Annotated in this window: 22 protein-coding genes and 2 tRNA genes; 15 read left to right on the top strand and 9 right to left on the bottom strand. The window is 73.1% G+C overall.

Annotated elements, in window-relative coordinates; all coding sequences use genetic code 11:
* Positions 1 to 135: 135 nt before the first annotated feature.
* On the top strand, positions 136 to 1,761 hold the full coding sequence (locus tag DZA62_RS06500; protein WP_116948160.1) for a long-chain fatty acid--CoA ligase: 1,626 nt from the start codon (positions 136 to 138) through the stop codon (positions 1,759 to 1,761).
* Complete coding sequence (locus DZA62_RS06495) at positions 1,762 to 2,319, top strand: hypothetical protein (protein ID WP_116948042.1); 558 nt, start codon at positions 1,762 to 1,764, stop codon at positions 2,317 to 2,319.
* Between the two features lie 67 nt (positions 2,320 to 2,386).
* On the opposite strand, the gene DZA62_RS06490 is transcribed toward DZA62_RS06495, so the two are convergent.
* From DZA62_RS06490 to DZA62_RS06480, 3 genes are read right to left on the bottom strand one after another with little or no spacing between them, the layout of a single operon-like run.
* Positions 2,387 to 2,776, bottom strand: a complete 390-nt coding sequence (locus DZA62_RS06490; RefSeq protein ID WP_116948041.1) for a VOC family protein — start codon at positions 2,774 to 2,776, stop codon at positions 2,387 to 2,389.
* Positions 2,773 to 3,102, bottom strand: coding sequence for an ArsR/SmtB family transcription factor (locus tag DZA62_RS06485; RefSeq protein ID WP_116948040.1), 330 nt, complete (start codon positions 3,100 to 3,102; stop codon positions 2,773 to 2,775). The genes DZA62_RS06490 and DZA62_RS06485 overlap by 4 nt, the downstream gene beginning before the upstream one ends.
* Positions 3,099 to 3,536 (bottom strand): SRPBCC family protein, encoded by a 438-nt coding sequence (locus DZA62_RS06480; protein ID WP_116948039.1) that lies wholly within the window; start codon positions 3,534 to 3,536, stop codon positions 3,099 to 3,101. The genes DZA62_RS06485 and DZA62_RS06480 overlap by 4 nt, the downstream gene beginning before the upstream one ends.
* A 101-nt stretch (positions 3,537 to 3,637) precedes the next feature.
* Between DZA62_RS06480 and DZA62_RS06475 the strand changes: the two genes are divergently transcribed.
* The gene (locus DZA62_RS06475) at positions 3,638 to 4,468 is read left to right on the top strand and encodes a sulfurtransferase (protein ID WP_116948038.1); all 831 of its coding nucleotides are present in this window, start codon (positions 3,638 to 3,640) and stop codon (positions 4,466 to 4,468) included.
* A 209-nt stretch (positions 4,469 to 4,677) separates the two neighbouring features.
* On the opposite strand, the gene DZA62_RS06470 is transcribed toward DZA62_RS06475, so the two are convergent.
* Positions 4,678 to 5,466, bottom strand: a complete 789-nt coding sequence (locus tag DZA62_RS06470; RefSeq protein WP_116948037.1) for a phosphotransferase — start codon at positions 5,464 to 5,466, stop codon at positions 4,678 to 4,680.
* Between the two features lie 47 nt (positions 5,467 to 5,513).
* On the opposite strand from DZA62_RS06470, the gene DZA62_RS35530 reads away from it, so the two are divergent.
* The 4 genes from DZA62_RS35530 to DZA62_RS06455 all read left to right on the top strand — a co-directional run bounded on the left by DZA62_RS35530 (position 5,514) and on the right by DZA62_RS06455 (position 9,182).
* A tRNA-Ser gene (locus DZA62_RS35530) sits at positions 5,514 to 5,606 on the top strand.
* Between the two features lies 1 nt (position 5,607).
* Complete coding sequence (locus DZA62_RS06465) at positions 5,608 to 7,263, top strand: bis-aminopropyl spermidine synthase family protein (protein ID WP_116948036.1); 1,656 nt, start codon at positions 5,608 to 5,610, stop codon at positions 7,261 to 7,263.
* 387 nt (positions 7,264 to 7,650) lie between these two features.
* A complete protein-coding gene (locus tag DZA62_RS06460) occupies positions 7,651 to 8,127 on the top strand; it encodes a hypothetical protein (RefSeq protein ID WP_116948035.1) in 477 nt (158 codons plus the stop codon).
* Between the two features lie 38 nt (positions 8,128 to 8,165).
* A complete protein-coding gene (locus DZA62_RS06455; protein WP_116948033.1) occupies positions 8,166 to 9,182 on the top strand; it encodes a hypothetical protein in 1,017 nt (338 codons plus the stop codon).
* A 1-nt stretch (position 9,183) separates the two neighbouring features.
* Here DZA62_RS06455 and DZA62_RS06450 read toward each other — a convergent pair whose 3' ends face one another.
* Positions 9,184 to 10,755: an LCP family glycopolymer transferase gene (locus tag DZA62_RS06450; RefSeq protein WP_116948031.1), complete on the bottom strand. Its 1,572-nt coding sequence runs from the start codon at positions 10,753 to 10,755 to the stop codon at positions 9,184 to 9,186.
* A 209-nt stretch (positions 10,756 to 10,964) separates the two neighbouring features.
* A complete protein-coding gene (locus DZA62_RS06445) occupies positions 10,965 to 11,618 on the bottom strand; it encodes a phosphoribosyltransferase (RefSeq protein WP_116948029.1) in 654 nt (217 codons plus the stop codon).
* Between the two features lie 79 nt (positions 11,619 to 11,697).
* Between DZA62_RS06445 and DZA62_RS06440 the strand changes: the two genes are divergently transcribed.
* The 3 genes from DZA62_RS06440 to DZA62_RS06430 all read left to right on the top strand — a co-directional run bounded on the left by DZA62_RS06440 (position 11,698) and on the right by DZA62_RS06430 (position 13,730).
* Positions 11,698 to 11,788 (top strand) — tRNA-Ser (locus tag DZA62_RS06440).
* A 100-nt stretch (positions 11,789 to 11,888) separates the two neighbouring features.
* Positions 11,889 to 12,851: a nucleotidyltransferase domain-containing protein gene (locus DZA62_RS06435; RefSeq protein ID WP_116948027.1), complete on the top strand. Its 963-nt coding sequence runs from the start codon at positions 11,889 to 11,891 to the stop codon at positions 12,849 to 12,851.
* A gap of 105 nt (positions 12,852 to 12,956) precedes the next feature.
* Entirely contained in the window at positions 12,957 to 13,730 is a 774-nt protein-coding gene (locus DZA62_RS06430) for a hypothetical protein (RefSeq protein WP_116948025.1), read from the top strand.
* Here DZA62_RS06430 and DZA62_RS06425 read toward each other — a convergent pair.
* Complete coding sequence (locus DZA62_RS06425) at positions 13,727 to 14,161, bottom strand: VOC family protein (protein WP_116948023.1); 435 nt, start codon at positions 14,159 to 14,161, stop codon at positions 13,727 to 13,729. The two genes, DZA62_RS06430 and DZA62_RS06425, sit on opposite strands and share 4 nt — an antisense overlap.
* 76 nt (positions 14,162 to 14,237) lie before the next feature.
* Complete coding sequence (locus DZA62_RS06420) at positions 14,238 to 15,377, bottom strand: PucR family transcriptional regulator (protein WP_116948021.1); 1,140 nt, start codon at positions 15,375 to 15,377, stop codon at positions 14,238 to 14,240.
* 149 nt (positions 15,378 to 15,526) lie between these two features.
* On the opposite strand from DZA62_RS06420, the gene DZA62_RS06415 reads away from it, so the two are divergent.
* From DZA62_RS06415 to DZA62_RS06395, 5 genes are read left to right on the top strand one after another with little or no spacing between them, the layout of a single operon-like run.
* Entirely contained in the window at positions 15,527 to 16,849 is a 1,323-nt protein-coding gene (locus DZA62_RS06415; RefSeq protein ID WP_116948019.1) for a cytosine permease, read from the top strand.
* Positions 16,846 to 17,868 carry an LLM class flavin-dependent oxidoreductase gene (locus DZA62_RS06410; protein ID WP_157987514.1) on the top strand — a complete coding sequence of 341 codons (1,023 nt, stop codon included), beginning with the start codon at positions 16,846 to 16,848 and terminating at the stop codon, positions 17,866 to 17,868. Before DZA62_RS06415 ends, DZA62_RS06410 begins: the two co-directional genes overlap by 4 nt.
* Complete coding sequence (locus DZA62_RS06405) at positions 17,865 to 19,064, top strand: M24 family metallopeptidase (protein WP_116948015.1); 1,200 nt, start codon at positions 17,865 to 17,867, stop codon at positions 19,062 to 19,064. Before DZA62_RS06410 ends, DZA62_RS06405 begins: the two co-directional genes overlap by 4 nt.
* Positions 19,061 to 20,305, top strand: coding sequence for a threonine synthase (locus tag DZA62_RS06400; RefSeq protein WP_116948013.1), 1,245 nt, complete (start codon positions 19,061 to 19,063; stop codon positions 20,303 to 20,305). The genes DZA62_RS06405 and DZA62_RS06400 overlap by 4 nt, the downstream gene beginning before the upstream one ends.
* Positions 20,305 to 21,258: an LLM class flavin-dependent oxidoreductase gene (locus tag DZA62_RS06395; protein ID WP_116948011.1), complete on the top strand. Its 954-nt coding sequence runs from the start codon at positions 20,305 to 20,307 to the stop codon at positions 21,256 to 21,258. Before DZA62_RS06400 ends, DZA62_RS06395 begins: the two co-directional genes overlap by 1 nt.
* 122 nt (positions 21,259 to 21,380) lie before the next feature.
* Here the strand turns inward: DZA62_RS06395 and DZA62_RS06390 are convergent, their stop codons facing one another.
* Positions 21,381 to 23,216 carry a phosphoenolpyruvate carboxykinase (GTP) gene (locus tag DZA62_RS06390; protein ID WP_116948009.1) on the bottom strand — a complete coding sequence of 612 codons (1,836 nt, stop codon included), beginning with the start codon at positions 23,214 to 23,216 and terminating at the stop codon, positions 21,381 to 21,383.
* Between the last annotated feature and the right edge of the window lie 318 nt (positions 23,217 to 23,534).

Genomic DNA, 23,534 nt, shown 5'->3' with positions numbered 1-23,534 from the left:
GGTGATGTCGTCACCACCGACGTGTGTCGGGTTCGTTAATCGCGCGGAGATCGATACTTCCGCCGGCCGGGTTCCTGCGGCAGGGTGGTCCGACAGACACGGCGTCGCCGGGTCCTCGACGGGGAGGTCTCCGTGATCACCAGCACGATGATGGACGTTCCGTTGCAGGTGCGCCGGCTGCTGGAGCACGGCGCGACGATCCACCGCGGCAGCCGGGTCGTCACGGCCACCGGGACCGGCACCCACGAGACGACGTTCGCCGACATCGCCCGCGGGGCGGCCCGGCTGGCCGGGGCGCTGGCCTCGCTCGGCGTCCAGCCCGGCGACCGGGTGGCGACGTTCATGTGGAACAACCACCGGCACGTCGAGGCGTACTTCGCGGTCCCGTCCATGGGAGCGGTGCTGCACCCGCTGAACATCCGGCTGTTCCCGGAGCAGATCGCCTTCATCGCCAACCACGCGGCCGACCGCGTCGTCATCGTCGACAACTCACTGCTGCCCGGGTTCGCGAAACTGCTGCCCTCGCTGAAGTCCGTGCGGCACGTCATCGTCGCCGGCGCGGCCGACCGCGGCGTCCTCGAGGGCACCGGGGTGGGCGTCCACGACTACGAGTCGCTGCTGGCCGCACAGCCGGTGACGTACGACTGGCCCGACGTGGACGAGCGCGCGGCCGCCGCCATGTGTTACACGTCCGGCACGACCGGCCACCCCAAGGGCGTCGTCTACAGCCACCGCTCGATCTATCTGCACGCGCTGGCCGAGGCGATGCCCGACGCGTTCGACCTGTCCGCCCGCGACCTCATGCTGACCGTCGTCCCGCAGTTCCACGTGCTGGCGTGGGGGCTCCCGTACGCCGCGTTCGCCGCGGGCACGTCGCTGGCCATGCCCGACCGTTTCCTCACGCCGGAACCGCTGGCCGCGTTCGTCACCGCGGCGCGTCCGAACAAGGGCGCCGGCGTGCCGACCGTCTGGGTCGGGCTGCTGCAGCACGTCGAGGCGCACCCGGACGCGGACATCTCGTCGCTGACCGAGCTGGTGGTCGGCGGCTCGGCGATGTCCGAGACGCTGATGCGCGGCCTGGACGCGCGCGGCATCACCGGCCTGCACGCGTGGGGGATGACGGAGATGAGCCCGCTCGGGACGTTCTCGCGGCCGTCGCTCGACGACGCCGAGGAGGACGTCGACGGCCACCGGCTCGCGCAGGGCCGGTTCGCCGCGCCGGTCGAGGCCCGGCTGCTCGGTCCCGACGGCGAGGTGCTCGGCTGGGACGGCGAGTCGGTCGGCGAGCTCGAGGTCCGCGGCCCGTGGATCACCGCCTCGTACTACCGGGAGAACGACGAGGAGCACTTCGACGACGGCTGGCTGCGCACCGGCGACGTCGGCACCATCACGTCCGACGGCTACCTGCGCCTCACCGACCGCGCCCGCGACGTCATCAAGTCAGGCGGCGAGTGGATCAGCTCGGTCGAGTTGGAGGGCCACCTCGCGGCGCACCCGGCCGTCGCCGAGGCGGCCGTCGTCGGCGTGCCGGACGAGAAGTGGGGCGAGCGCCCGCTGGCCACCGTCGTCATCAAGGAGGGCGAACAGGCCGACGCCGCGGAGCTGCGCGAGTTCCTGGCGACGAAGGTGGCGAAGTGGCAGCTGCCGGAGCGCTGGGCGGTCGTGCCGGAGATCCCCAAGACGAGCGTCGGCAAGTTCGACAAGAAGATCATTCGCGCGGCCTACGCCCAAGACGACCTCAACGTCACTACGCTCGGCTGAATGCCGGTCGAGTTCATCGGAGCCAACCCGAGCGCCACACTCATGCGCGCGGACTCCCGCGCGGGTTTCGTCTCGCTCTGGGAGGCGGAGTGGAGCGTGCAGGGCTCCGGACTCGCGGTCCTCGTCTGGGTCGACGGCGACGACGCGGTCCGGCTGCTCACCCCGGACGCGCCGCTCGGTGGCTGGCTGGCCGACACCTTCAGCCGCTGGTTCCCCGAGCTGGACGGGCTGCCGGAGATCGCCGAGCCGGTCGAGTGCGACGTCGTGGAATGGCACATCGGCTCCGACCACGCCCGGGCGAAGGTGATCGGCGCCGACGGCACCCGGGTGGTCACGACCATCAGCCGGCCGGTCGAGACGCGCCCCGGCGAGGCGGTGGCCTGGCAGCTGGGCGGCGTGCCGTGGACGCTGACCAACCTGCTGACGTTCTGCACCGACGCCACGCTGGAGGTCGACGGCGCCAGAGTGCTCGGGCGGCCCGAGGTCGGCGGCGCCGACGGCCGGGCCCACTCGTCGGCGGTCATCGCCACCCACGAGACCTGGACCCGGCACACCTGATCGGCCGCCAGGGAGTCGTCGGTCAGGCGACGTCGCCCTCGGGATCGGGCATCGAAGCCCTTCCGGCTCAGACGCCGGGCTCGGCCGCGGCCTGGGCGACCAGGTGGACGACGCCCGCGGGATTGGCGATCCAGTGCGCCCGCATGGCGTCGGGCAGCGGTTCCAGCTCGTCGCGCGCCACGACGCCGGCCGCGGCCAGCCGCTCCATCGCCGCGGGCAGGTCGTCGGTGCCCAGCTCGAGCCAGACGTCGGAGCGGCTGTAGTTCGGCACCTCGTCCAGCCACAGCCGGTTCGGCCCGAACTCGACGCGGACGCTGCGCGACACCCCGGCGGCGATCTCCGTCCCGGTGACGTCCTGCGTGGGCAGGCCCAGGACGTCGCGGTAGAACGCGACCGTCGCGGCGAACTGGGCACTCGGGATCTTCATGGCGATGTTGACGCTGCCCTCGAATGTCATGGTCGTTCTCCTTCCTCGGCCAGGCGCTTGATCGTCGCCAGCCGCGTCTCCCACACGGTCGCCAGCTCACTCAGGTCGCGCGCCGCCTCCGCCAGCCGCTCCGGCCGCGTCCGGTAGCGCACCTCGCGGCCCATGCGCCGGCCGCTGACCAGCCCGGCGTCGTCGAGCACGGCCAGGTGCTTGACGACCGCCTGCCTGGTCACCGGCAACGCGCCGGCCAGCGTGCTGGCGCTGGCCTCGCCGCGTTCGGCCAGCAGGTCGAGCAACTGCCGGCGGGTCGGCTCGGCCAGCGCGACCAGGACGGCGTCGAGCAGCGACCGGCTCATGCCGCCTCGGCGTAGTCGCGCAGCTCGTCCAGCTCCAGCCGCCAGCCCTCGGTGTTCTGCTCGACGTGCTTCGCCCGCTGATCCGCGCCGCGCGCGAGCCGGCCGAACCCGCTCTCGGCCACCCGCAGCCGGGTGCCGTCGCCGTCGGGCGTCAGGGTGAACACGACCAGCGTCGAGTTGCCCTCGCCCGGTCGGCCGTCGTCGAGCGCCCAGCGGAACGCGAACGTCGTGTGCGGCTCGACGGTCTCGACGACACCGCGGGAGACGCCGTACTCCTTCCACGTGAGCGTCAGTTCGCCGCCGGGCCGCAGATCGATCTCCGCGCCGGCGTCGGCGAACCAGGTGCCCAGGTGCTGGGCCTGGGTGACGATCTCCCAGACGCGCCGCGGCGAGGCGGCGATGACGATGTCGTGTTCGATGCGGTCGGTGGTCATGCGTGGCCCTCTCGTCATTAGCTGCAACTACAGGGTTGCACAAAGTCGGATTGCTGCGCAACTCGCGGGTTGCGGCTCGTCGCTGGACTAGCGTGAGTGCCATGAGCGTGCTGATCGACACCGACTCGCTCGGCCGGCGCCTGGCCGCGGGGGAGCGCACCGTCCTGCTCGACGTCCGCTGGAAGCTCGGCGACCCCCACGGCCACGACCACTACCTCGCCGGTCACCTGCCCGGCGCCGCCTACGTCGACCTCGAGACCGAGCTGTCCGGCCCGCCGTCGCCGGCCGCGGGCCGCCATCCGCTGCCGCCCGTCGAGGTGCTGCAGGCGGCCGCCCGCCGATGGGGCGTGCACGACGGCGACACCGTCGTCGCCTACGACGACCTCGGCGGCATGTCCGCGGCGCGGGCGTGGTGGCTGCTGCGCTGGGCCGGACTGTCCCACGTGCGGCTGCTCGACGGCGGACTGAGCGCATGGACGGCGGCCGGCGGAACGCTCGAGACCGGTCCGGTCACGCCGCCGCTCGGTGACGTGACACTGCGGGCCGACGCGCTGCCGACACTGTCCGCCGACGACGCCGGCGAGCTGACCACCGACGGCGTGCTGCTCGACGCCCGCGCCGGCGAGCGGTTCCGCGGCGAGACCGAGCCGGTCGACCCGCGGGCCGGGCACATCCCCGGCGCCCTGAGCGCCCCCACGGCCGACAACGTCGACGCCACGGGCCGCTTCCTGAGCCCCGACGGGCTACGCGCCCGCTTCGCCGCCCTCGGCATCCTCGGCGGACGCCCGGTCGGCGTCTACTGCGGCTCCGGCGTCACCGCGGCGCACGAGATCGCCGCCCTCGCCGTCGCCGGCATCGACGCGACGTTGTACCCGGGCTCATGGTCGCAATGGTCAGCCGACCCCGACCGCCCCGCGGCCACCGGCCCCTGACGCACCTCCCCGCACACCCCCGCCCGCGCCCGCAACCCGCACCCAGCACCCCCGCCCGCGCCCGCAACCCGCACCCAGCACCCCCGCCCGCGCCCGCAACCCGCACCCAGCACCCCCGCCCGCGCCCCGCACCCCCGCCAGAAGTTGATCTTGGAGTTCTTCGGGGATCCATCGGACATTTCACCCGCCGTTGCCGAACAACTCCAAGATCAACGTCGGGTGGGGGTCACGTCGGGAGGCGGAGGGGGGCGGAGGGCGGCGGCGATCGCCGGTTCACGGTCGGCCAGCGCGGCCAGCGCGGCCCGGGTCCGGCCCGGCTCACCGATCGCCGCGAGGTTCAGCAACCCCGGGTCGCCGCGGCGCTGACCGGCCTCGATGCGGTCGGCGGCCATCGTCATCCGGACCTGCACGTGGGCGAGGATCGCCGCCGGCGTGACGTCGCCGTACGCGTCGGCCATCGCTGTCAACCGCCGCGCCACGTCGTCCACCGGCAGGTCGCGACGCAGCGGCACCGACATCCACGCGACGAACGCCAGGTCGTCCAGTGCGACGCCCGGGCCGGCCATGTCCCAGTCGACGACGCCGACGACGCGGTCCGCGTCGGCGATCCAGTTGTAGGCGGCGGGGTCGTTGTGACAGACGATCTCGTCGGCGGCCAGGGCTCGCCGGCCGTGCCGCCACGTCACCTCGCCGTCGGGCCGGTAGCCGGCGACGGCGTCGTGGAAGCGCCGCAACCAGCGGACACCGTCGGCCAGCAGCTGGTCGCCGATCAGCTCGTCGCGGCCGATGGCGCGGCCGGGGATCAGCCCGAGCACCTCGCGGCCGCGTTCATCCACGCCACGCACGTCGGGGACGGCGTCCAGCCCTGCGGCGCGCAGCGCGTCCAGCAGCGCGTGCACGGCCGGCGTCCACGGCCCCGCCGGCCGCCTGACGGTGTCGCCGACCCGCACGGCTCCACCCACCCGGCCACCCGGCAAGGGCGTCTCGGCCTCGCTCACCGGGCCGATGCTGCCACACGCCGGACGTGGCACACTTGCACCTGCCTGGAGGGCTGCCGGAGTGGCCGAACGGGGAACTCTTGAAAAGTTCTAGGGCGGGGCCCTCTCCGTCCTCATGGGTTCGAATCCCATGCCCTCCGCTTGGACTCGCTTCACGCCGACCCCATCGACCGTGTCGCCGACCTCGTGTCGGGACTCGGCGTCGCCGCGCGCCCGCTGCGGGAGACGCTGGCCGCGCTCGTCGCCGGCACGGTCCCGCTCGACGATCTCGTCCGCCGGCACGCGGTGCCGCGACGGCTGGTGGAACGACTGCTCGACGCGCTGGGTGGCGACCTCGAGACGCATGGCGACCGGTCCACGGTGCGGGCCGGCGCTCGGTCGCGGTACCGGGAGCGGTTCGGGCTGGACCGCCTGACACCGCCCGTGCTGCCCGAGCCGGCCGACGCACTGCCCACCGGCGAGGTCGCCCGGCAGATCGCCGAGGTGGTCGCCGGGGCGCCGGCGGCCGTCCAGGCGCTCGACCACGTGCCCGCGACCCCGGTCACCGCGCTGCGCCGCGCACTGTGGCTGGACGCCACGTTCGACCTCGACGGCGCGACCGTGGTCTGCGTCGGCGACCACGACCTCACGTCGATCGCGGTGTGCCTGGTCAACCCGCGGGTGAACGTCGTCGTCGCCGACCTCGACGAGGACCTGCTGGCCTACGTCGACGACCGGGCCGCGGCACTGGGCCTGTCGATCCGCACCGCCTACGCCGACTTCCGCGCCGGGTTGCCGTCCGCCGCGCGCGAGGCGGGCGACCTCGTCGTCACCGACCCGCCCTACACGCCCGAGGGCGTCCGGCTGTTCCTCGCCCGCGGCCTGGAGAGCCTGCACGACCGCACGAACGGCCGGCTGGTCATGGCCTACGGCTACGGCAGCCACCAGCCGGCGTTGGGGCTGAAGGTGCAGCGCGAGCTCGTCGGCCTGTCGCTGGCCACCGAGGCCGTTCTGCCGCACTTCAACCGCTACGACGGCGCACAGGCCATCGGCAGCGCCAGCGACCTCTACGTCCTCCAGCCGACGGCGGCGACGTGGAAGGCGCTGCCGCGTATGGCGCAGGAGGCCGTCACGATTTACACGCATGGGCCCCAGTCGCTCGAGGGTGGCCGGCCCGACGCACAGGACGTCATGACGGCGCTGACGGACGCCGCCGCCGGGCCCGAGTCGCTCGAGGTCGGCGCGGTCGTCGCGGTGCAGCGCCCGCCCGGCGGCATCGCGCTCGGCGACGTCTTCTCGGGGCGGGCAGCGGCGGCGATCCCCAACGCCCGCTCGGCAGCCGTGGCAGTGCACCTGGTCGGCGACCCGAACACCTGGCTGCTCCGGACGCTGCTGGCCCTCGACGTGCGGCGGCTCGCGCTCGCCGTCCAGAACACGCACCCGGCCGTGACGTCGCAGGCGGGCCAGCAGGAGCTGCAGCGGCTGGTCGGGGCCAAATGGCGGCTGCGGTTCCGGCGCAGCACCCCTGACTCGCGGCACGCGATCGTCGAGGCCGTCGCGGTCGACCCCGCGGAGCTGCCACCCGCGGACGTCGCGCGGCGGTTCCTGCTCGACAACGCCCACCGGCGCCTGGGTACCGCATGGCGCGAGGCCCTGATCAAGGCCAGCCGGCGCACGGGCGGCGAGCCGCTCACCAAGAACGAGGCCCGGCGGATCGTCGAGGAGTCCGGCGTCGCGCCCCACGAGCTCGACCACCCGTTGATCGAGCTGCCGGCGCACCGCCTCGTCTCGATCATCGCCGGCGTCGGCGCGAATTGATCGTTTCGACCTCATCGCACCGGCCTGATCGCTAGCCTGGATGCAGGTCACGGATGGTTTCGATCGTGCTGTGCGGCGAGTTTTCTCGCGGCATCACTATCGGTCAGGCATTCTTGACATGGGTGGGAACGCGCCGGGGCGGCGCACGACAGACAGGTAGGAGACCATGAGCGCTCAGGTAGCCATCGTCTGCGACCAATGCGGCGACTTGGGGACCTTGGGTTCGACACCACACCACGCTCGCGCGACCCTCTCCGGCTGGACTCGGCGACACGGGCTCGACCTGTGCCCGCTGTGCCGGATCATCGCCGAGAACCGGGCCCGGCTGGCCTCCGTCACCTGACCCTCCACGCGGGCTGACCTGCGCTCGCGTGACACACTGGGTCCGTGACACGCACGGTCTACGGCCCACCGACCCAGCTCGCGGTCCGCGGCGTCGGAGTGGGCGCCGCCGGTCTCGGCCTGGTCACCATCGCGCTCACGATCGTGCTGGCGGCCGACCCCGCCGGGTGGCTGCGCGCCGTATTGCTGGTGCTGCTGGCCGCGGCCGCGGTGGTGGCCCTGGTCATCCTGCTGGTGGGCGTGCTGCGGGTGTTCGGCCGCGGCACCCGGCTGGTGCTCGACGACGACGGCTTCGTCAACGCGACGGGGTTCGGCGTCGGGCGGCGGGTGCCATGGCGCGACGTCCGCAAGGTGCAGACCGACGGCGCCATCGTCTCCGTCGACCTCTCCGGCGGCCGGCAGAGCCTCATCCGCACCGCGTCCATCGACGTCGAGCCGCGGGTGCTGGCGCGCGAACTGCGCGGCCGGCTCAACCAGGACCGCGGCTACCGTCCGCTCTCCGGCCAGGACGACCTCGCCTGAACGCATGCCGGCCCGGCTGTCCGGGCACACTGGCATGAGTGCGTAGATCCCTGCTCCTGCTGACGATCGCCGCCCTGGCGACGGCCGGATGTGCCCCCGGTGGTGGTGGCGCCGTCTCCGGCGACGGTCGCACGCCGGTGGCGCCCTGGGCGGCGTCGGAGCCGTCGACACCCGCACCCGACGGCGCGCCCGGCGCGAGCCGTACGCCGTCGCCGGCCCCCGACACCACGCCCGCGCCGAGCCCGGCCCCCACGATGTCGCCCACCCTGCCCGGCGGCGGAACGACGATCCTGCCGGACCGCCGGCTGGTCGGCTTCGCCGGCGGACGGTCGCCGGCGTTCGGGCGGCTCGGCGCGGGCGACCTGGAAGCCGCCGCGGACCAGATCGACGCGATCGCCGCCGAGTACGACGGCGACGGCCGCACCGTCCTGCCGGTGTTCGAGCTGATCACGGTCATCGCGCACGGGTCGCCGGCGGCCGACGGGCTGTACCGCACGCACGAGCCCGACGACGTCATCGCGGCGTACCTGGCGGCGGCCCGGCGACACGGCGCGTTGCTGCTGCTCAACATCCAGCCCGGGCGGGCCGGCTTCCTCGACGAGGTGACCCGGCTGGAGCCGTGGCTGACCGAACCGGACGTCGGGCTGGCGCTGGACCCGGAGTGGGCGGTCGGGCCCGACGAAGTGCCGGGTGACGTCTACGGCAGCACGACCGGCGCCGAGCTGGACTCCGTCGCCGCCTACCTGTCGGCGCTGGTCGCCGAACACGGCCTGCCGGAGAAGGCCATGGTGTTCCACCAGGTGCACGCGTCCGTCGTCGAGGACGAGGCGGCGCTGCGGCCGCACCCGGGCGTCGTCGCCATCAAGAGCGTCGACGGCATCGGCAGCCGCGCCGACAAGGAGCGGACCTGGACCACCCTCATGCGCACGAAGCCGCCGCACGTCGCGGCCGGCTTCAAGCTGTTCTTCGAGGAGGACGCCGAGCAGGGACCGCTCATGACGCCGGCCCAGGTGCTGGCCCTGGCGCCGAGGCCGGACTACGTGCTGTACGAGTGAGTCAGCAGACCGCGCCGGTGTCGACCGGCTCGTCGGCCGCGGGCTCGTCCGTCGCGCCCTCGGTGGGCTCGTCGGTCGTCTCGTCGCTCTGCGTCTCGGCGTCGCCGGAGGCCTGCTGGACGGCGGCGCCGGCGCGGTCGGTGCCGGCGTTGTCGGCGTTCTGCCCGGTCGCCTCGGTGGTGTCCTCGGGCGGCGCCGTCTCGCCGGCGTCCGGAGCGGCCGGGGTGTCGGCGAGGATCTCCTGGATGCGCGCGTGCAGCTGGTCGTAGTCGGGGTCGCCGGACGTCGTGCCCATGCTGCCGAAGAACTCGTTGTCGAGCGTCAGGCTCTCCAGCGGCTGGGTGCGGACCTGCACCATCAGCTCGATCAGCGCCGGGAACAGGTCGGCCGGCACGTCGGACGTGATGATGTCGCCGGCCGCCGACGCGAGGCTCTGGTACTGGCTGAGCAGCGTGGTGGGGTCGGCCTTGTCGACGATGGCGTTCATGACGCAGCGCTGGCGCTCCATGCGCTCGTAGTCGTCGCTGCCGCAGCGGGAGCGGGCGAACCAGAGCGCGTGGAAACCGTCGAGGAGCTGGTTGTCGCCCTGCTCGATGTAGCCGTTGGCCTGGGTGCAGGTGCCGTCGGGGAGGCTCTTGTTGCCCCACGGGATGTCGCGCGGCACATTGACGGTGATGCCGCCGAGCGCGTCGACCACGGCCTCGAAGCCGGCGAGGTCGACCATGATGAAGTAGTCGACGTCGATGCCGAGGGCCCCCTCGACCGCCCACTTCGTGGCGTCGGCACCCGGGTCGCCGACGCCCGCGAAGACGTCGGGATGGTCGCGCGGCACATTGGCGTAGACCGCGTTGAGCATCCACTCCAGCGGGTCGCCGCTGCCGGTGAACCCGTCAGGGTAGGCGTCGGCGAGCGGGGTGCCCTCGGGGAAGGGGAAGCCCTGCAGGTTGCGCGGCAGCGAGATCATCGTGGTCGCACCGGTGTCGGTGTCGATGCTGGCGAGGATCTGGGTGTCCGGACGCAGCCCGGTGCGGCCGTCGCCGGCGTCGCCGCCGAGGAAGAGCACGTTCAGCCGCGGTTTGTCCGCCCACGGATCGGCGAGGTCGACGTCAGGCGTCGTGTTGCTGCCGCCACTGGACGAGATGCTGCCGACCAGGTCGCGCTGAGTGAACGCGTACCTGGAGCCGACCGCCATCGGGGCGACCACCACGGACGCGCTGACGATGACGACCAACGCGCCGGCCAGCCGCTTGCCGGTGGGCAGGCCGTCCGGCTCCAGTGAGCGGTGGCTGCCGACGGCGATGAGCAGCCAGGCCGCCGCGCCGGCCGCGAGCGCCGTCCCGACGATCAGCATCATCTGGCGGTCGCCGCCGTAGGAGGCCAGCTCGGTCGGCGGGACGAGCACCACCACGGCGAGCGCGAGGATGAGCAGAGCGGCGAGGATCACCAGCACGGTGGTGCCGAGGCGGCGCTTGCCAGCGGCGAGCAGCCCGGTGCCAGGGATCAGCGAGCCGAGCGCGGTGAGCCCGATGAAGCGGCCGTAGCGCTGGTTGCGCTCGTTCCGGCGCGACTGCAACCGAGCGCGCCGAGCACCTTGAGCTCGTCGGGAGCGCTGCTGCACCGGCCGGTCACCCCTCCTCGCTCTCACGTCGTCAGCTCGCATGATCCGCTCTATTCGCCGAAGCCAGGATAATCACACCTCGGCCCGGTCCAGCCGGACGTCGGTGCAACCGCCTGTGTAACAAGACGCCTGAACCGCCCGATAAGTTGCCTAAGTGACCACGGTCACGGTTCCAGCAGCGCCCTGACGTCGGCGTCTTCGACCTGAGTGAAGTCGTCGTACCACTCGCCGACCGCGTGGAAGATCGCCGGGATCCGCAACGCGACCACCGCGTCGACGACCTCCGCCAGCTCGTCCACCGTCCCCCTCGGCCCCACCGGCACCGCGACGAGGACGCCGTCCGGCCGCGGTCGCGCCGTCGTGATCAGCTCGGCCGCCGCCCGCATCGTCGCTCCTGTGGCGATGCCGTCGTCCACCAGGACGACGGTCCGGCCGGCCAGCAGCGGGGGCGGGCGGTCGCCGCGCAGCAGGCGCTCGCGGTCGCTCGCGGAGTCCTGGGCACGTCGGAAGATCTCCTCGACATCGTCGGCACGCAGCCGGATGCGCCTGGCCACCTCACCGTTCACCACCCGATGCCCCGACGCCGTCACGGCGCCCAGCGCCAGCTCCGGCTGCCACGGCACGCCCGCCTTGCGCACCACGAGCACGTCCAGCTCGCCGCCCACCATGGCGGCCACCGGCGCCGCGACCGCGACACCCCCGCGCGGCAGCCCCAGCACCAGCACGTCCTCGGCGTCGCCGAGCTGTTCCAGAACCGCCGCGCCCAGCTGCTCACCAGCCTCGCGACGATCGCGCCAGACACGCCCGCGAGATCTCACACCACCTGACTTTGCCGTCTCCGGCGCTGGAACGGTAGCCTTGCGTCGCCCGGTGTTGCACCAGTGCTTCCTCGGGCATGGAGGCGTCGCCTAGCCCGGTTTATGGCGCCCGCCTGCTAAGCGGGTTGAGGGCTCAAACCCTCTCGCGGGTTCAAATCCCGCCGCCTCCGCACCACCAGCACCAAGGCAACGGGCCGGTCCCCACCAGGACCGGCCCGACGTGCGTCCGGTCCCGGTTGCGGCGTCGTTCCGGCGCGTAGGCTGCGGCGGATGCACGAGGCGCCGATCACCGACCCGCGGCTGCGGCACTGGCGCGCCCGGCTGGCGGCACGGGCCGAGGAGGCCACGACGGCCCTGGGCGAGGTGCCCGGAGTCGTCGGCGTCGTGCTCGGCGGCAGCTACGGGCGCGGCGAGCACTGGCCGCTCAGCGACCTCGACCTCATGGTGGTCAGCGCCGGCCGGCCGGTCGCCGAGGTGGCGGACGAGGTCGATCGGTGCGCCTACCAGCTGAGCGAGATGTGGGGGACCAGCGGCATCTACACGGCGGTCGACGCGGGGCGGCTGACGTTCGACGCGGGCGAGGTGCGCGATCCCGGCGGCCTGCCCTCGCGCATGGACGACCACCGCTGGCTGCACGGCCTCGACAAGGTCTACGGCGGCCGCCCGGCCCGCGACGACGACGGCGTCGCGTCGGCGCTCCTGGGGCTGTCGGCCCGCTGGCGCTTCGACCAGGCCGTCGTCGGGCGCCGGGTGGAGGCGTGGTTGGCCGCCGCGCGACGGTCGCTCGCGGACGCCGAACGGCAGGCGGGCGAGGACGCTACCGGGGCGTGGATCTCTGTCCGCCGGGCCGCGACCGCGATCGCGGAGGTCGCCACCGAGCGCTGGGGCGAGCGCGCCGGGTCGCTCGGCCGCTACTGGACGCTCTTCGAGGCCCGGGCGCGCCGGCACGACGACGGTGCGTTCGCCGATCGGCTGCTCAGGGCGGCGCAGGCGCATCCGGCGCACCCGGCGGAGGTCCCGGAGTGGCTCGCCGACCGCATCGCCCTCTCCTACGAGGCCCGGCTCCTCGTCGGCGAGGACGTCGGCCCCGAGCAGAACGCGCGCGACAACCTGCTCGCCTACGCCGGTCTCTACCGGGGCCGATTCCCCCGCTCGACGTACGCCTGGATGCGGCCGGCACCGGACGCGGACCTCCACGCGGCGATCGAGACGCTGCTGGAGCTGGCCCGCTAGCGACCGCGTCGTTCCTGGACCGTTACCGAATCGGCCATCGAGTTCGCACCCGTTCTGTTGCTAATGTCGGGATCGCTTCGATGTGCTCACGAGAGGTATCCGCAGGTGAACACTTCGTCCAAGCGGTCCGCGGTCGCGGCTGCCCTGATCCTGTCCACCGGCGTCCTGGCCGGGTGCGGCGGCGACGACGCCGACGCGAGCGCCGAGGCCACACCGACGCCCGCGTGGGAGTCGACGCGCGGGGCGGCGCCGACCAACGCCGACGCGCCCACTGACGAGACGCCGCCCGCGACCGAGGCCGACGCCGGCGCGGAGGAGCCGCAGGCCGCGCCGGAACAGCCCGTCGCGGACGGCGGCGACGCACCGGCCGATCCGCCGGCCGACGGCGGCGACGGCGGCGGCGACGCCGCGGGCCCACCGGCCGACAGCGGCGACGGCGGGGGCCAGCAGCCGCAACCCGACCCGGGCGGCGACGACGACCCGCCGCCCGTCGCGCAGCCGATCGACGCGTGCGCGCTGGGCGCCGAGGCGATCGCGGGCCTGCTCGGCGCCAACCCGGCGCCGGAGGACACGTCCGACGCCGAGGAGTTCGGCCCGGGCTGCTTCTGGACCGGCGCCGCGGGTGACGAGCTGGTCCTCAACGTCTCGACGTTCGACGACTGGATCAGCGCCGCCGACCAGCTCGGCGGCGGCACCGAGAACGTCGGCGACCTCGGCACCGAGGCGTGGGCGTCGCTGAGCGCGTCGTCCAACCTGCAGATCGCCTGGCGCCGCGACGACGTGTCGGTCGCGCTCTCCGCCAGCCTCGGCAGCGGCGGTGCCCAGCTGGTCGACGTCGCCCGGGCGATCGACGCGGCCCTGCAGGCGGCGGGGTATTAGCTGATCACGTAGTCGTCGCCGACGGCGGAGCGCAGCTCGTCCTTCGTGATGTCCGGTTCGGGCGTGGTCAGGTGCCAGCGGTGCCCGAACGGGTCGTACAGCCAGCCGCCGCGACCGTGGGGCGAGTCGGTGACCGGCCGGTCGACCCTGGCGCCGGCCGCGACGGCCCGCTCGAACACGCCGTCCACGTCGTCGACGGTGAGGACGAGCGACACCGCGGTGCGCCCGGGGTCGGGGCCGTAGACACCTCCCTCGGGCCACTCGTCGGCGATCATGACGCGGGCGCCCTGGACGGTGAACTCGGCGTGCCCGATCGTGCCGGTGTCCGGGTCGGTCCAGCGGGTGGTCTCGACGGCGCCGAACGCGGCGACGTAGAAGTCGAGCGCGGCGGCGGCGTCCTTGGCACAGAGATACGGCGTGACGGTGGCCATGTCAGCTCCCTCGGTCCGGGCTACCCCTCCGACGCTAGAGCACCCGCGTCGCCACCGCTTGGACGAAAGTGACCGCTCAGGGCGCCGCGTACAACCCGAGGTCGACGGCGCGCAGCGCGAGCAGCAGGTCGGACCTGATCAGCTGTTCCGGTCCGTCCAGCGCCAGCAGCGACGCCACCCGCCGCAGCCGATAGGAGACGGTGTTCTCGTGCACCGCCAGCCGCTCCGCCGTTCTCCGCACCGACAACCCGGTCGCCAGATACGCCCGGACGGTGTCGACCAGCTGCCCGTGCCCGGCCAGCGGCTCCAGCGCCCGGGCCGCCAGCCGGCGAGCGTCCAGCGGGTTGTCGATCAGCATGACGTCGGCGATGACCTGGTCGAACGGAACGACCACGCGGTCCAGCCCGGCCCGCCGACCGGCCTCGAGCGCCGCGACCGCCTCACGGCAGGACGCCGCCGACTCGCCCAGCCGGTCGCGCGGCTCACCCAGCCCGATCACCGTTCCCGACGCCACTCCTGGTCTCCGGGCGGCGCGCGACAGCATGTCGCCGAGACCCGGCAGATCCGGCAGCACGAGCAGGATCGTCGCGTCCTTCGCACCGACCAGGATCCGCGAGCGCAGCCGCGGCCGCAGCGCGTCGACGATCTCCCGCTGCGCCCGGGCCACCTGCAGCGGGTCGTCGCCGGGACCGCCGACGGCGACCGCTCGATGCGGCACCTGGGCGGCGACGCCGATCAGCCGGGCCCGCTCCTCGACGTGCGCCGGGTCCAGCGGCTCGCCGCCGGCCAGCCGCGACACCAGGTCGGTGGCGATCTGGTCCAGGTGCGCGGCCGCCTCGGTGCGGGTCCGCCGGTACGCCTCCGTCGACACCGCCACCATGACGTCCACCGCGCCTGCCAGCAGCCGGGCCAGCCGCGTGTACTCCTCCGGCGCCATCGGCGGTCCCGCGGCGACCAGCTGGTCCAGCAGCCGCCGCTCGGCCGAGTGCCACGATGCGACGACACCCTCGATCGGCACGCCCTGCACGGCCCGCCGCTCGCCGAGCTGCGCCGCCGGCGTCACCTCGTCCGGACGCAGCCCGCGGTTGCCCGCGACGGCGACCAGCAGCGCCCGCAGGTTCGGCGTCACGACACCGACGAGGTCGTCGAGATCCATCCGGGCGTCGTCGTAGCCGGGCAGCCGCTCCCAGACGTCGCCGACGAGCGTCTGTGCCACGTCGGAAACACGGCTGAGAAGAAGCTCGGCCCGTTGTGTCAGATCCACAAATCGTAGTGTGTCAACTTCCGGAGATACCCCATAGAGCGACGGGCGGATTGTGGACAACATGGCACCCCAACAGGCACCGGCGACCGGGGAGGCATTTCGTGAGCACCGAGCCTGACACCACAGCCGTCCAGAGCACCGTGGCCACGGACATGGAGGACCATGCCCTCGAGCCGGTCCCCGCCGACCGGCGCAAGCCGTTGATCCAGCTGATCGTCGTTCAGATGGGCTGGAACATCAGCGTCAGCAGCTTCCTCGTCGGCGGGGTCGTCGGCGGCGGCACCACCCTGACCGAGGGCCTGCTGGCGATCCTGCTCGGCAACGTGCTGCTCGCGGTGGTGGCCAGCCTGGTCGGCATGGTCGGCTTCCGCACCGGGCTCACCAGCTACCTCACCTCACGTGCGGTGTTCGGCACCCATGGCGCGGTGATCGTGTCGCTGTTCCTGGGCGTGGTCGCGATGGGCTTCATCGGCGTGCTGATGGACACCTGGGGTCTGGCCGTGAACCAGCTGATCCCGGAGATCCCCAAGTGGGCGTTCATCCTGGCGTTCAGCGCGGCGATCCTGACCACGGCGATCTTCGGTTTCAAGGGCCTGCACCGGTACTCGGCGATCGCCGTGCCGGTCCAGGTGGCGATCGCGCTGTTCGCGCTGGTCCGCATCGCCGACCTCGACGGCGGGTTCGCCGACGTCGTCAACTACCAGCCGGCCGCCCCGATCGGCTTCTCGGTCGCGATCGGCGCCGTCATCGCGACGTGGGTCACCGGCGCCGCGCTGGTCGGCGACGTGCAGCGGTACGCCGTCCGCGCCCGCGACGTCGTCATCTCCAGCTTCTGCGGCTTCGCGGTGGGCGCCGCGATCTTCGAGATCATCGCGACGGTCTCGGCGATGAAGGTCGGGAACAGCAACTTCGTCGTCGTCATGCAGGGCCTCGGACTGCTCGCGCCGGCCGCCGTCATGCTGTTCCTGGCGCTCTGGAACACCGCGGACAACAACATCTACTCGGCGTCGCTGGCCTTCACGAACGCGTCGAACACGCTTGGCCTCAAGGTGGCCAAGCCGGTGTGGACGGTCATCGCCGTGCTGATCGCGCTGCTCATCGCGTTCGCCGGGCTGGCCGCGGAGTTCCAGCGGTTCCTCGGCGTGATCTCGGTGGTGGTGCCACCGTTCGCCGGCGTGCTGATCGCGTACTTCTGGGTGGTGGTCCGCCGCTGGGACGCCACCGAGCTGCTGCGCACCGCCCCGGCCGTCCGCTGGGAGGCGCTGGGCTGCTGGGTGGCTGCCGCGTTGATCGCCCGCTACAGCGACCTGCTCCTCGCCGACGCCATCGAGGGCCTGGTCGCGGGCTTCGTCCTGTACGCCGTCGTCGGGACCGCACTCACCCGATGGCGCTCGCCGTCCCCGGCCGCGGGGGTGCGCTCGTGAGGTTCGGACTCGGCGTCCCGACCGGGACCGAAGGGCTCATGTACCCGGTCCCGTACGCGGACATCGATCAGGCGGTCGAGCTGGCGGTGACGGCGGAGCGGCTGGGCTTCGAGTCGATCTGGGGCAACGACCACCTGACGACGCAGCGCTACGTACGTGCCGAGTTCGACCAGGCGCCGCGCTACTACGACCCGTTCGGCTACCTCAGCTACGTCGCCGCCGTGACCGAGCGGATCCGGCTGGCGACGGCGGTCATGGTGCTGCCGTTCCGCCACCCCGTCGTCGCCGCGAAGCAGGCCGCGACGCTGGACCAACTGTCACGTGGCCGGGCGGTGCTCGGCGTCGGCATCGGCGCCTACCGCGAAGAGCTGGAGGCCATCGAGCCGGGCCGCCGGATCCACCGCGGCGAGCACGCCGAGGAGGCCATCCCGGCGCTGCGCGCGCTGCTGACCGAGCGGTCGGCGTCGTTCCACGGCACCTGGGTGGAGTTCACCGACGTCGAGAGCTATCCGAAGCCGTACGGGGAGCGGCGGCTGCCGATCCTGTCCGGCGGCAACTCGCCCGGCTCGCGGTCGCGAGCCGCCCGCCACGGCGACGGCTGGCTGCCCGCCTGCCTCACGCCGGACGAGGTGCGCGCCGCGCTGACGGCCATCGGGGCCGAGGCCGCGGAGCGCGGGCGCGAACTGCCGGCCGGCTTCGAGGTCGCGCTGCAGGTCGCCGTGAGCGTCGCGCCGACCCGTGAGGAGGCCTGGCGGCGGTTCGAGTCGTCGCAGGTCTTCAAGCACCTCGCGTCGCTGTCGAAGACCACGCTCAAGGACCAGGGCACCGGCGACCTCGCCGCCCGCAACCTCATCGGCACCCCCGACGACGTCGCCGCGCAGGTCCGCGCCTACCGCGACGCCGGGGTGACGACGCTGGCCGGCCTGCTGTTCGCCGTCGACACCGTCGAGGAGACGACCGAGGCGATGGCCGAGTTCAGCGAGACGATCATCGCCGCAGAGACGAAGGGCAGCCGATGACGGCCGGTTCCACGCAGTCCACCGTCCCGTCCAAGCCCGCGGTCGACCTGGCCGCTCTGGCGCGCGACCGCCTCGACCGGCTGCGCGCCGGGCTCGCGGAACAGCCCTATGACGCGGTCGTGCTGACCGAGCCGGAGAGTGTCCTCTACGCGACCGGCTACCGCAGCATGCCCGGGCAGGTGTTCCGCACCCATCGGATGGCGGCGCTGGTGACCGCCACCGACCTCTGGCTGGTGGCGCCGGCGGCCGACGTGCCGGCTGCCGGCGCCACCGCTGTTCCCGTGGAGCGCATCTCGCCGTTCGGCCGGTTCTACGTCGAGTCCGGGTCGCCGGACCCGATCACCGAGGTCGCCGACCGGCACGACGGGCTGGCCGGAGCGCTGGCCGCCGTGGTCGCGGCGCTCCCGTCCTCGGCGCGGCTGGCGGTCGAGACCCGCGACGTGCCCGCCGATGTGCTCGCGGCCTGCGGTGACGTGGTCGAGGACGGCGCTGGGCTGCTGTTCACCGTCCGGTCGCGCAAGCTGCCGGCGGAGGTGGAGCTGCTGGCCTACGCCGCCCAGCTGGCCGAGGCCGGCATCGACGCCGCGCTGGCCGCCGCCGGACCGGGCACCACGGAGGCCGAGCTGGCCGCCGTCGTCGCCGGCACGATGGTGGCCGGCGGGGGCGACCCGCGCTTCGTCGTCGCGCTCACCGGCGAGCGGTCCGCGCTGGCCGACGCCGTCCCGTCCGCCCGCGCCTGGCGGCCCGGCGAGACCGCCCGGTTCGACGTCGGCTGCGTCGTCGACGGGTACTGGTCCGACATCGGCCGTACCGCGGTGCTCGGCGAGCCGTCCGCCCGGCAGCGCGACGTCTACGCCGCCGTCAAGGCCGGCGAGGACGAGCAGCTGGCCGCCGCGCGGCCAGGGCTGCCCGCCGCCGAGCTGTTCGGGATCGGGCTCGACGCGGTCGCGAACGGCGTGCCCCGGTACCGTCGGCAGCACTGCGGGCACGGCATCGGACTGTCGATCTACGAGCCGCCGATCGTCGCGCCCGGCGTCGACACGGAGCTCGCGCCGGGCATGACGTTCTGCTTCGAGACGCCGTACTACGAACTGGGATGGGGCGGGATGATGGTCGAGGACGCGGTCGTCGTCACCGATGACGGCGTCGACCTGCTGACCCGGTCCAGCCGCGACCTGCGGGTGGTGACCACATGACGTACACCCGCACGCTCGGCTGCCTGCGCTGTGCCGCGAGCTACCCGGACCCGTCGCTGGAGCTGGTCGGCCGCGGCTGCCCGGCGTGCGAGGCGGACGGCGTGCCGGCGAACGTGCTGCCGCGCTACGACCTCGCCGGCCTGGAGGCCGTGCCGGTGTCCGACGGGGAGCCCGGCCTGTTCCGGTACCGGGCGCTGCTGCCGCTGGCTGCCGGCACGCCGGCGGTCAGCCTGGCCGAGGGCGCGACCCCGGTCGTCGAGTTGCCGGCGGTCGCGAAGCGGCTCGGCGTCGCGTCGGTCGTCGTCAAGGACGAGACCCGCAATCCGACGTGGTCGTACAAGGACCGGCTGGCGTCGGTCGCCGTCACCAAGGCGGTCGAGCTGGGCATCGACACCGTCGTCGTCGCGAGCACCGGCAACCACGGCGCGGCCATCGCCGCCTACGCGGCGCGGGCCGGGCTGCGCTGCGTCGTGCTGACGGTCGCCAGCGTCCCGTCGACGATGAAGACACTGATGCAGGTCTACGGCGCGCAGGTGGTCGCGCTGCCGGAGCCGCGGCAGCGCTGGACGTTGATGCGCGAGCTGGTCCGGAAGTTCGGCTGGCTGGCGATGTCCGGCCACGCCGACCCGCCGGTCGGCTCCAACCCGTACGGCGTCGACGGCTACAAGACCATCGCCTACGAGCTGGCCGACCAGCTGCCGTCGCCGCCGGACGTCGTCGTGGTGCCGACGGCCTACGCGGACGGGCTGGTGGGCATCGCGCGCGGCTTCGCCGACCTCGTCGCGCTGGGCGTGCTGGAGCGTTCGCCGCGCATGGTGGCGGCCGAGCCGTTCGGCCCGCACGCGGCGGCACTGGCCACCGGGGCCGAGGTCGCCGGTCCGGTGCCGTACCAGCCGTCCGTCGCGTTCTCGACGGCCTCGCCGGTCGGGACGTTCCAGGGGCTCAGCGCGCTGCGGTCGACCGACGGCGCCGCGGTTGCCGTCCCTTCGGACGAGGTCGTCCTGACCGCGCAGCGCGAGCTGGCCGCGTCCGCCGGCCTGTACCAGGAGGCGGCGTCGGCGACGGCATGGCCGGCCCTGGCGACCCTGGCCGCGCGGGGCTTGCTGCCCGCCGACTCGTCGGTCGTGGTCATCGGCACGTCGACGGGACTCAAGGACGTGGGCGCGACGGCGGCGACGCTGCCCGAGGTGCCGGTCATCGAGCCGTCGGCGGACGCACTGCTGGCCGCGGTCGGGTCCTGATGCGGCTGGCGTTCTCGCTGTCCGGGCACCGGCCGAGCCGGTCCGCCGTCGCTGCCGCCGTCGCCGCCGAGCAGGCCGGGTTCGACGAGGTCTGGGTCACCGAGGACTACGTGGAGCGCGGCGCGTTCGCGCTGGCCGGCGCCATCGCCCAGGCAACCTCGTCGGTCCAGGTCGGGATCGGTGTGGTGAACCCCTGGACCCGGCACCCGGTGCTGCTGGCGATGGAGTTCGCGACGCTGGACGAGCTGAGCGGTGGGCGCGCGCTGGCGGGCCTCGGCGCCAGCAACGAACGGTGGATGACCGGGCAGCTGGGCATCGCGTTCGACCGGCCGCTGAGCCGGCTGGCCGAGTCGGTCTCCATCGTGCGCCGGCTGCTCGCGGGCGAGCACGTCACGCACTCCGGGCCTGCATACACCGTCGACACCGCCCTGTCGTTCCGGCCGTTACGGCCGGACCTGCCGATCGTGCTCGGGGTCAAGGGGCCGCGAGCGCTGGAGCTTGCGGCGGGCGCCGCCGACGGCGTGCTGCTGTCGATCCTGGCCGGACCGGCCTACGTCCGCCTGGTCCGCGACGCCGTCGGCCCGTCGGTGCGGCTGGCCGGCTACGTCGGACTGTCGGTCGACGCCTCCGGCGCGGCGGCGCGGGATCGGATCCGGCCGATGGTCGCGCGCTTCCTCGGCATCCACGGCGACCACCTCATCACCCGATCCGCCGGGTTGTCGGCGGACCTGTGCGCGCAGTTCCGGGCCGGGCTGGTCGCCGATGCGCCGCGGGTCGACCTCGTGACGGACGAGCTGCTGGACCGGCTCGTCGCCGCGGGCACGCCCGCCGAGGTGGCGGCCGCCTTCACCCGATTCGCGGCCGCCGGCCTCGACGTCGCCGTCGTCCGCGACGACCCTTCCGTCGCGCCCGAGCAGACGCTGCGACTGGCGCGAGCAGCGGCCGGTTTCTGACGGCGGTTGGCCGAGGTGCGGTGCCCGCCCGGCTGGGAGGGGACCCACCCTACGGGCGGGCACCGACAACCGTGAGCGAGCGAACCGCCCGACCGCGTTGGCCGGGCGCCCCGCCCGTCTCGTCACATGCCCAGGCGCGCCTTGAGGCCGTCCAGCTCGGCCCAGAGCAGGGTCGGCAGGTGGTCGCCGAACTTGTCGAACCACTCGGTGATGCCGGGGACCTCGGCCCGCCATTCCTCCGGGTCGACCTCGAGGCACGCGGCCAGTTGCTCGGCCGTCAGGTCGAGGCCGGTGGTGTCGAGCGACTCCGGCGCCGGCACGTGGCCGATCGGCGTCTCGGTCGCGGCGGCCAGGCCCTCCAACCGCTCGACGACCCACTTGAGGACGCGGCCGTTCTCGCCGAAGCCCGGCCAGAGGAAACCGCCGTCGTCGTCGCGGCGGAACCAGTTGACGTAGAAGATCTTCGGCAGCTTGACCGCGTCGGCGTCCTTGCCCATGGCGATCCAGTGCGCGAAGTAGTCGCCGCCGTTGTAGCCGATGAACGGCAGCATCGCCATCGGGTCGCGCCGGACGACGCCCACCTGGCCGGCCGCTGCCGCCGTCGTCTCCGACGAGAGCGTGGCGCCCATGAAGACACCGTGCGTCCAGTCGCGCGCTTCGGTGACCAGCGGGATCGTCGTCGCGCGGCGACCGCCGAACAGGATCGCCGAGATCGGCACGCCGCGCGGGTCGTCGTACTCCGGGGCGATGATCGGGCACTGCTCGATGGGGGTGCAGAACCGCGAGTTCGGGTGCGAGCTGGGCCGCCCGCTGTCCGGGGTCCAGGAGTCGCCGCGCCAGTCGGTCAGCTGGGCCGGCGGCTCGTCCGTCATGCCCTCCCACCAGATGTCGCCGTCGTCGGTGAGCGCGACGTTGGTGAAGACGCTGTTGCCGCGGTCGATGGTGCGCATCGCGTTCGGGTTCGTCTTCAGGCCGGTGCCGGGCGCGACGCCGAACAGGCCGTACTCCGGGTTGAGCGCGTAGAGACGGCCGTCGTCGCCGAACCGCATCCAGGCGATGTCGTCGCCGAGCGTCTCGACCTTCCAGCCCGGGATGGTCGGCTCCAGCATCGCCAGGTTGGTCTTGCCGCAGGCCGACGGGAACGCCGCGGCGATGTAGTGAACGGCACCGTGCGGCGCGGTGAGCTTGAGGATCAGCATGTGCTCGGCCAGCCAGCCCTCGTCGCGGGCCATGGCGCTGGCGATGCGCAGCGAGTAGCACTTCTTGCCCAGCAGTGAGTTGCCGCCGTAGCCGGAGCCGTACGACCAGATCATCCGCTCCTCGGGGAACTGGGTGATGAACTTGGTCTCGTTGCATGGCCACGCGACGTCCTGCTGGCCCGGCTCCAGCGGCGCCCCGACCGAGTGCAGACACGGCACGAACTCCGCGTCGTCGCCCATCGCCTCGAGGACATGGGCGCCCATGCGCGCCATGATCCGCATCGACACCGTCACGTACGGCGAGTCGGTGAGCTCGACGCCGAACATCGGGTTGGCCGCGGTCAGCGGGCCCATGCAGAACGGGATGACGTACATGGTGCGGCCGCGCATCGAGCCCCGGTAGAGCTCGCTCATCTCGGCCTTCATCTCGTTCGGGTCGCGCCAGTTGTTCGTCGGCCCCGCGTCCGCCTCGTTCACCGAGCAGATGAAGGTCCGCTCCTCGACCCGCGCGACGTCCGTCGGGTCCGTCCGTGCCCAGAACGAGTTCGGCTTCTTCTCCGGGTTCAGCCGGGTGAGCGTCCCCGCCGCGACGAGCTGGTCGGTGAGGGCGGTCCACTCCTCGTCCGATCCGTCGCACCAGTGGATCCGGTCCGGCTGGGTCAGTTCCGCGACCTCGCGGACCCAGGCGAGCAAACGGACGTGGGACGTAGGCGCGTCGTCGAGATCGTGTGCTGCTCCGGGTTCGGCGAACGTCGTCATCTAGCGGTCACCCTCTTCGTGTCGGTGCGCGCAGTCGGCCCTGCAGCGCGTTCCGGGTATGCGGAAGCGACCCGGTCTCAGGCCATTCGGAGACGGGCGATGCTTCCGCGGGGATGCTCAGCACGCTAGGACCGGCATCTCAGGGACTGGAACCGACGCTCGGGTGATCAGGACCACACAGGGTCCCAAAATTCAGGACAAAACGGACAGTGGTACGTACCTCACCTCACCACTTGTGCGAGGTGGTACGTACCAGTAAGGCGTCGTGCTGGCCGCTTGCCGGGGCCGTCGGGCCGAACTCGGCCGGAGGGCCGCCCA

This window comes from Jiangella endophytica (genome assembly GCF_003427025.1).
In the GTDB taxonomy this organism is placed as follows: domain Bacteria; phylum Actinomycetota; class Actinomycetes; order Jiangellales; family Jiangellaceae; genus Jiangella; species Jiangella endophytica.
Note: the sequence above shows the minus strand (reverse complement) of the source record. Positions and strands in the feature narration are given on the sequence as shown.

What these genes read in the sequence shown, in the direction of transcription:
- DZA62_RS06495 (WP_116948042.1), top strand. Translation starts at nt 1,762, where the DNA reads ATGCCGGTCGAGTTCATCGGAGCCAACCCGAGCGCCACACTCATGCGC.
- DZA62_RS06490 (WP_116948041.1), bottom strand. Translation starts at nt 2,776, where the DNA reads ATGACATTCGAGGGCAGCGTCAACATCGCCATGAAGATCCCGAGTGCC.
- DZA62_RS06485 (WP_116948040.1), bottom strand. Translation starts at nt 3,102, where the DNA reads ATGAGCCGGTCGCTGCTCGACGCCGTCCTGGTCGCGCTGGCCGAGCCG.
- DZA62_RS06480 (WP_116948039.1), bottom strand. Translation starts at nt 3,536, where the DNA reads ATGACCACCGACCGCATCGAACACGACATCGTCATCGCCGCCTCGCCG.
- DZA62_RS06475 (WP_116948038.1), top strand. Translation starts at nt 3,638, where the DNA reads ATGAGCGTGCTGATCGACACCGACTCGCTCGGCCGGCGCCTGGCCGCG.
- DZA62_RS06435 (WP_116948027.1), top strand. Translation starts at nt 11,889, where the DNA reads ATGCACGAGGCGCCGATCACCGACCCGCGGCTGCGGCACTGGCGCGCC.
- DZA62_RS06425 (WP_116948023.1), bottom strand. Translation starts at nt 14,161, where the DNA reads ATGGCCACCGTCACGCCGTATCTCTGTGCCAAGGACGCCGCCGCCGCG.
- DZA62_RS06405 (WP_116948015.1), top strand. Translation starts at nt 17,865, where the DNA reads ATGACGGCCGGTTCCACGCAGTCCACCGTCCCGTCCAAGCCCGCGGTC.
- DZA62_RS06400 (WP_116948013.1), top strand. Translation starts at nt 19,061, where the DNA reads ATGACGTACACCCGCACGCTCGGCTGCCTGCGCTGTGCCGCGAGCTAC.
- DZA62_RS06395 (WP_116948011.1), top strand. Translation starts at nt 20,305, where the DNA reads ATGCGGCTGGCGTTCTCGCTGTCCGGGCACCGGCCGAGCCGGTCCGCC.
- DZA62_RS06390 (WP_116948009.1), bottom strand. Translation starts at nt 23,216, where the DNA reads ATGACGACGTTCGCCGAACCCGGAGCAGCACACGATCTCGACGACGCG.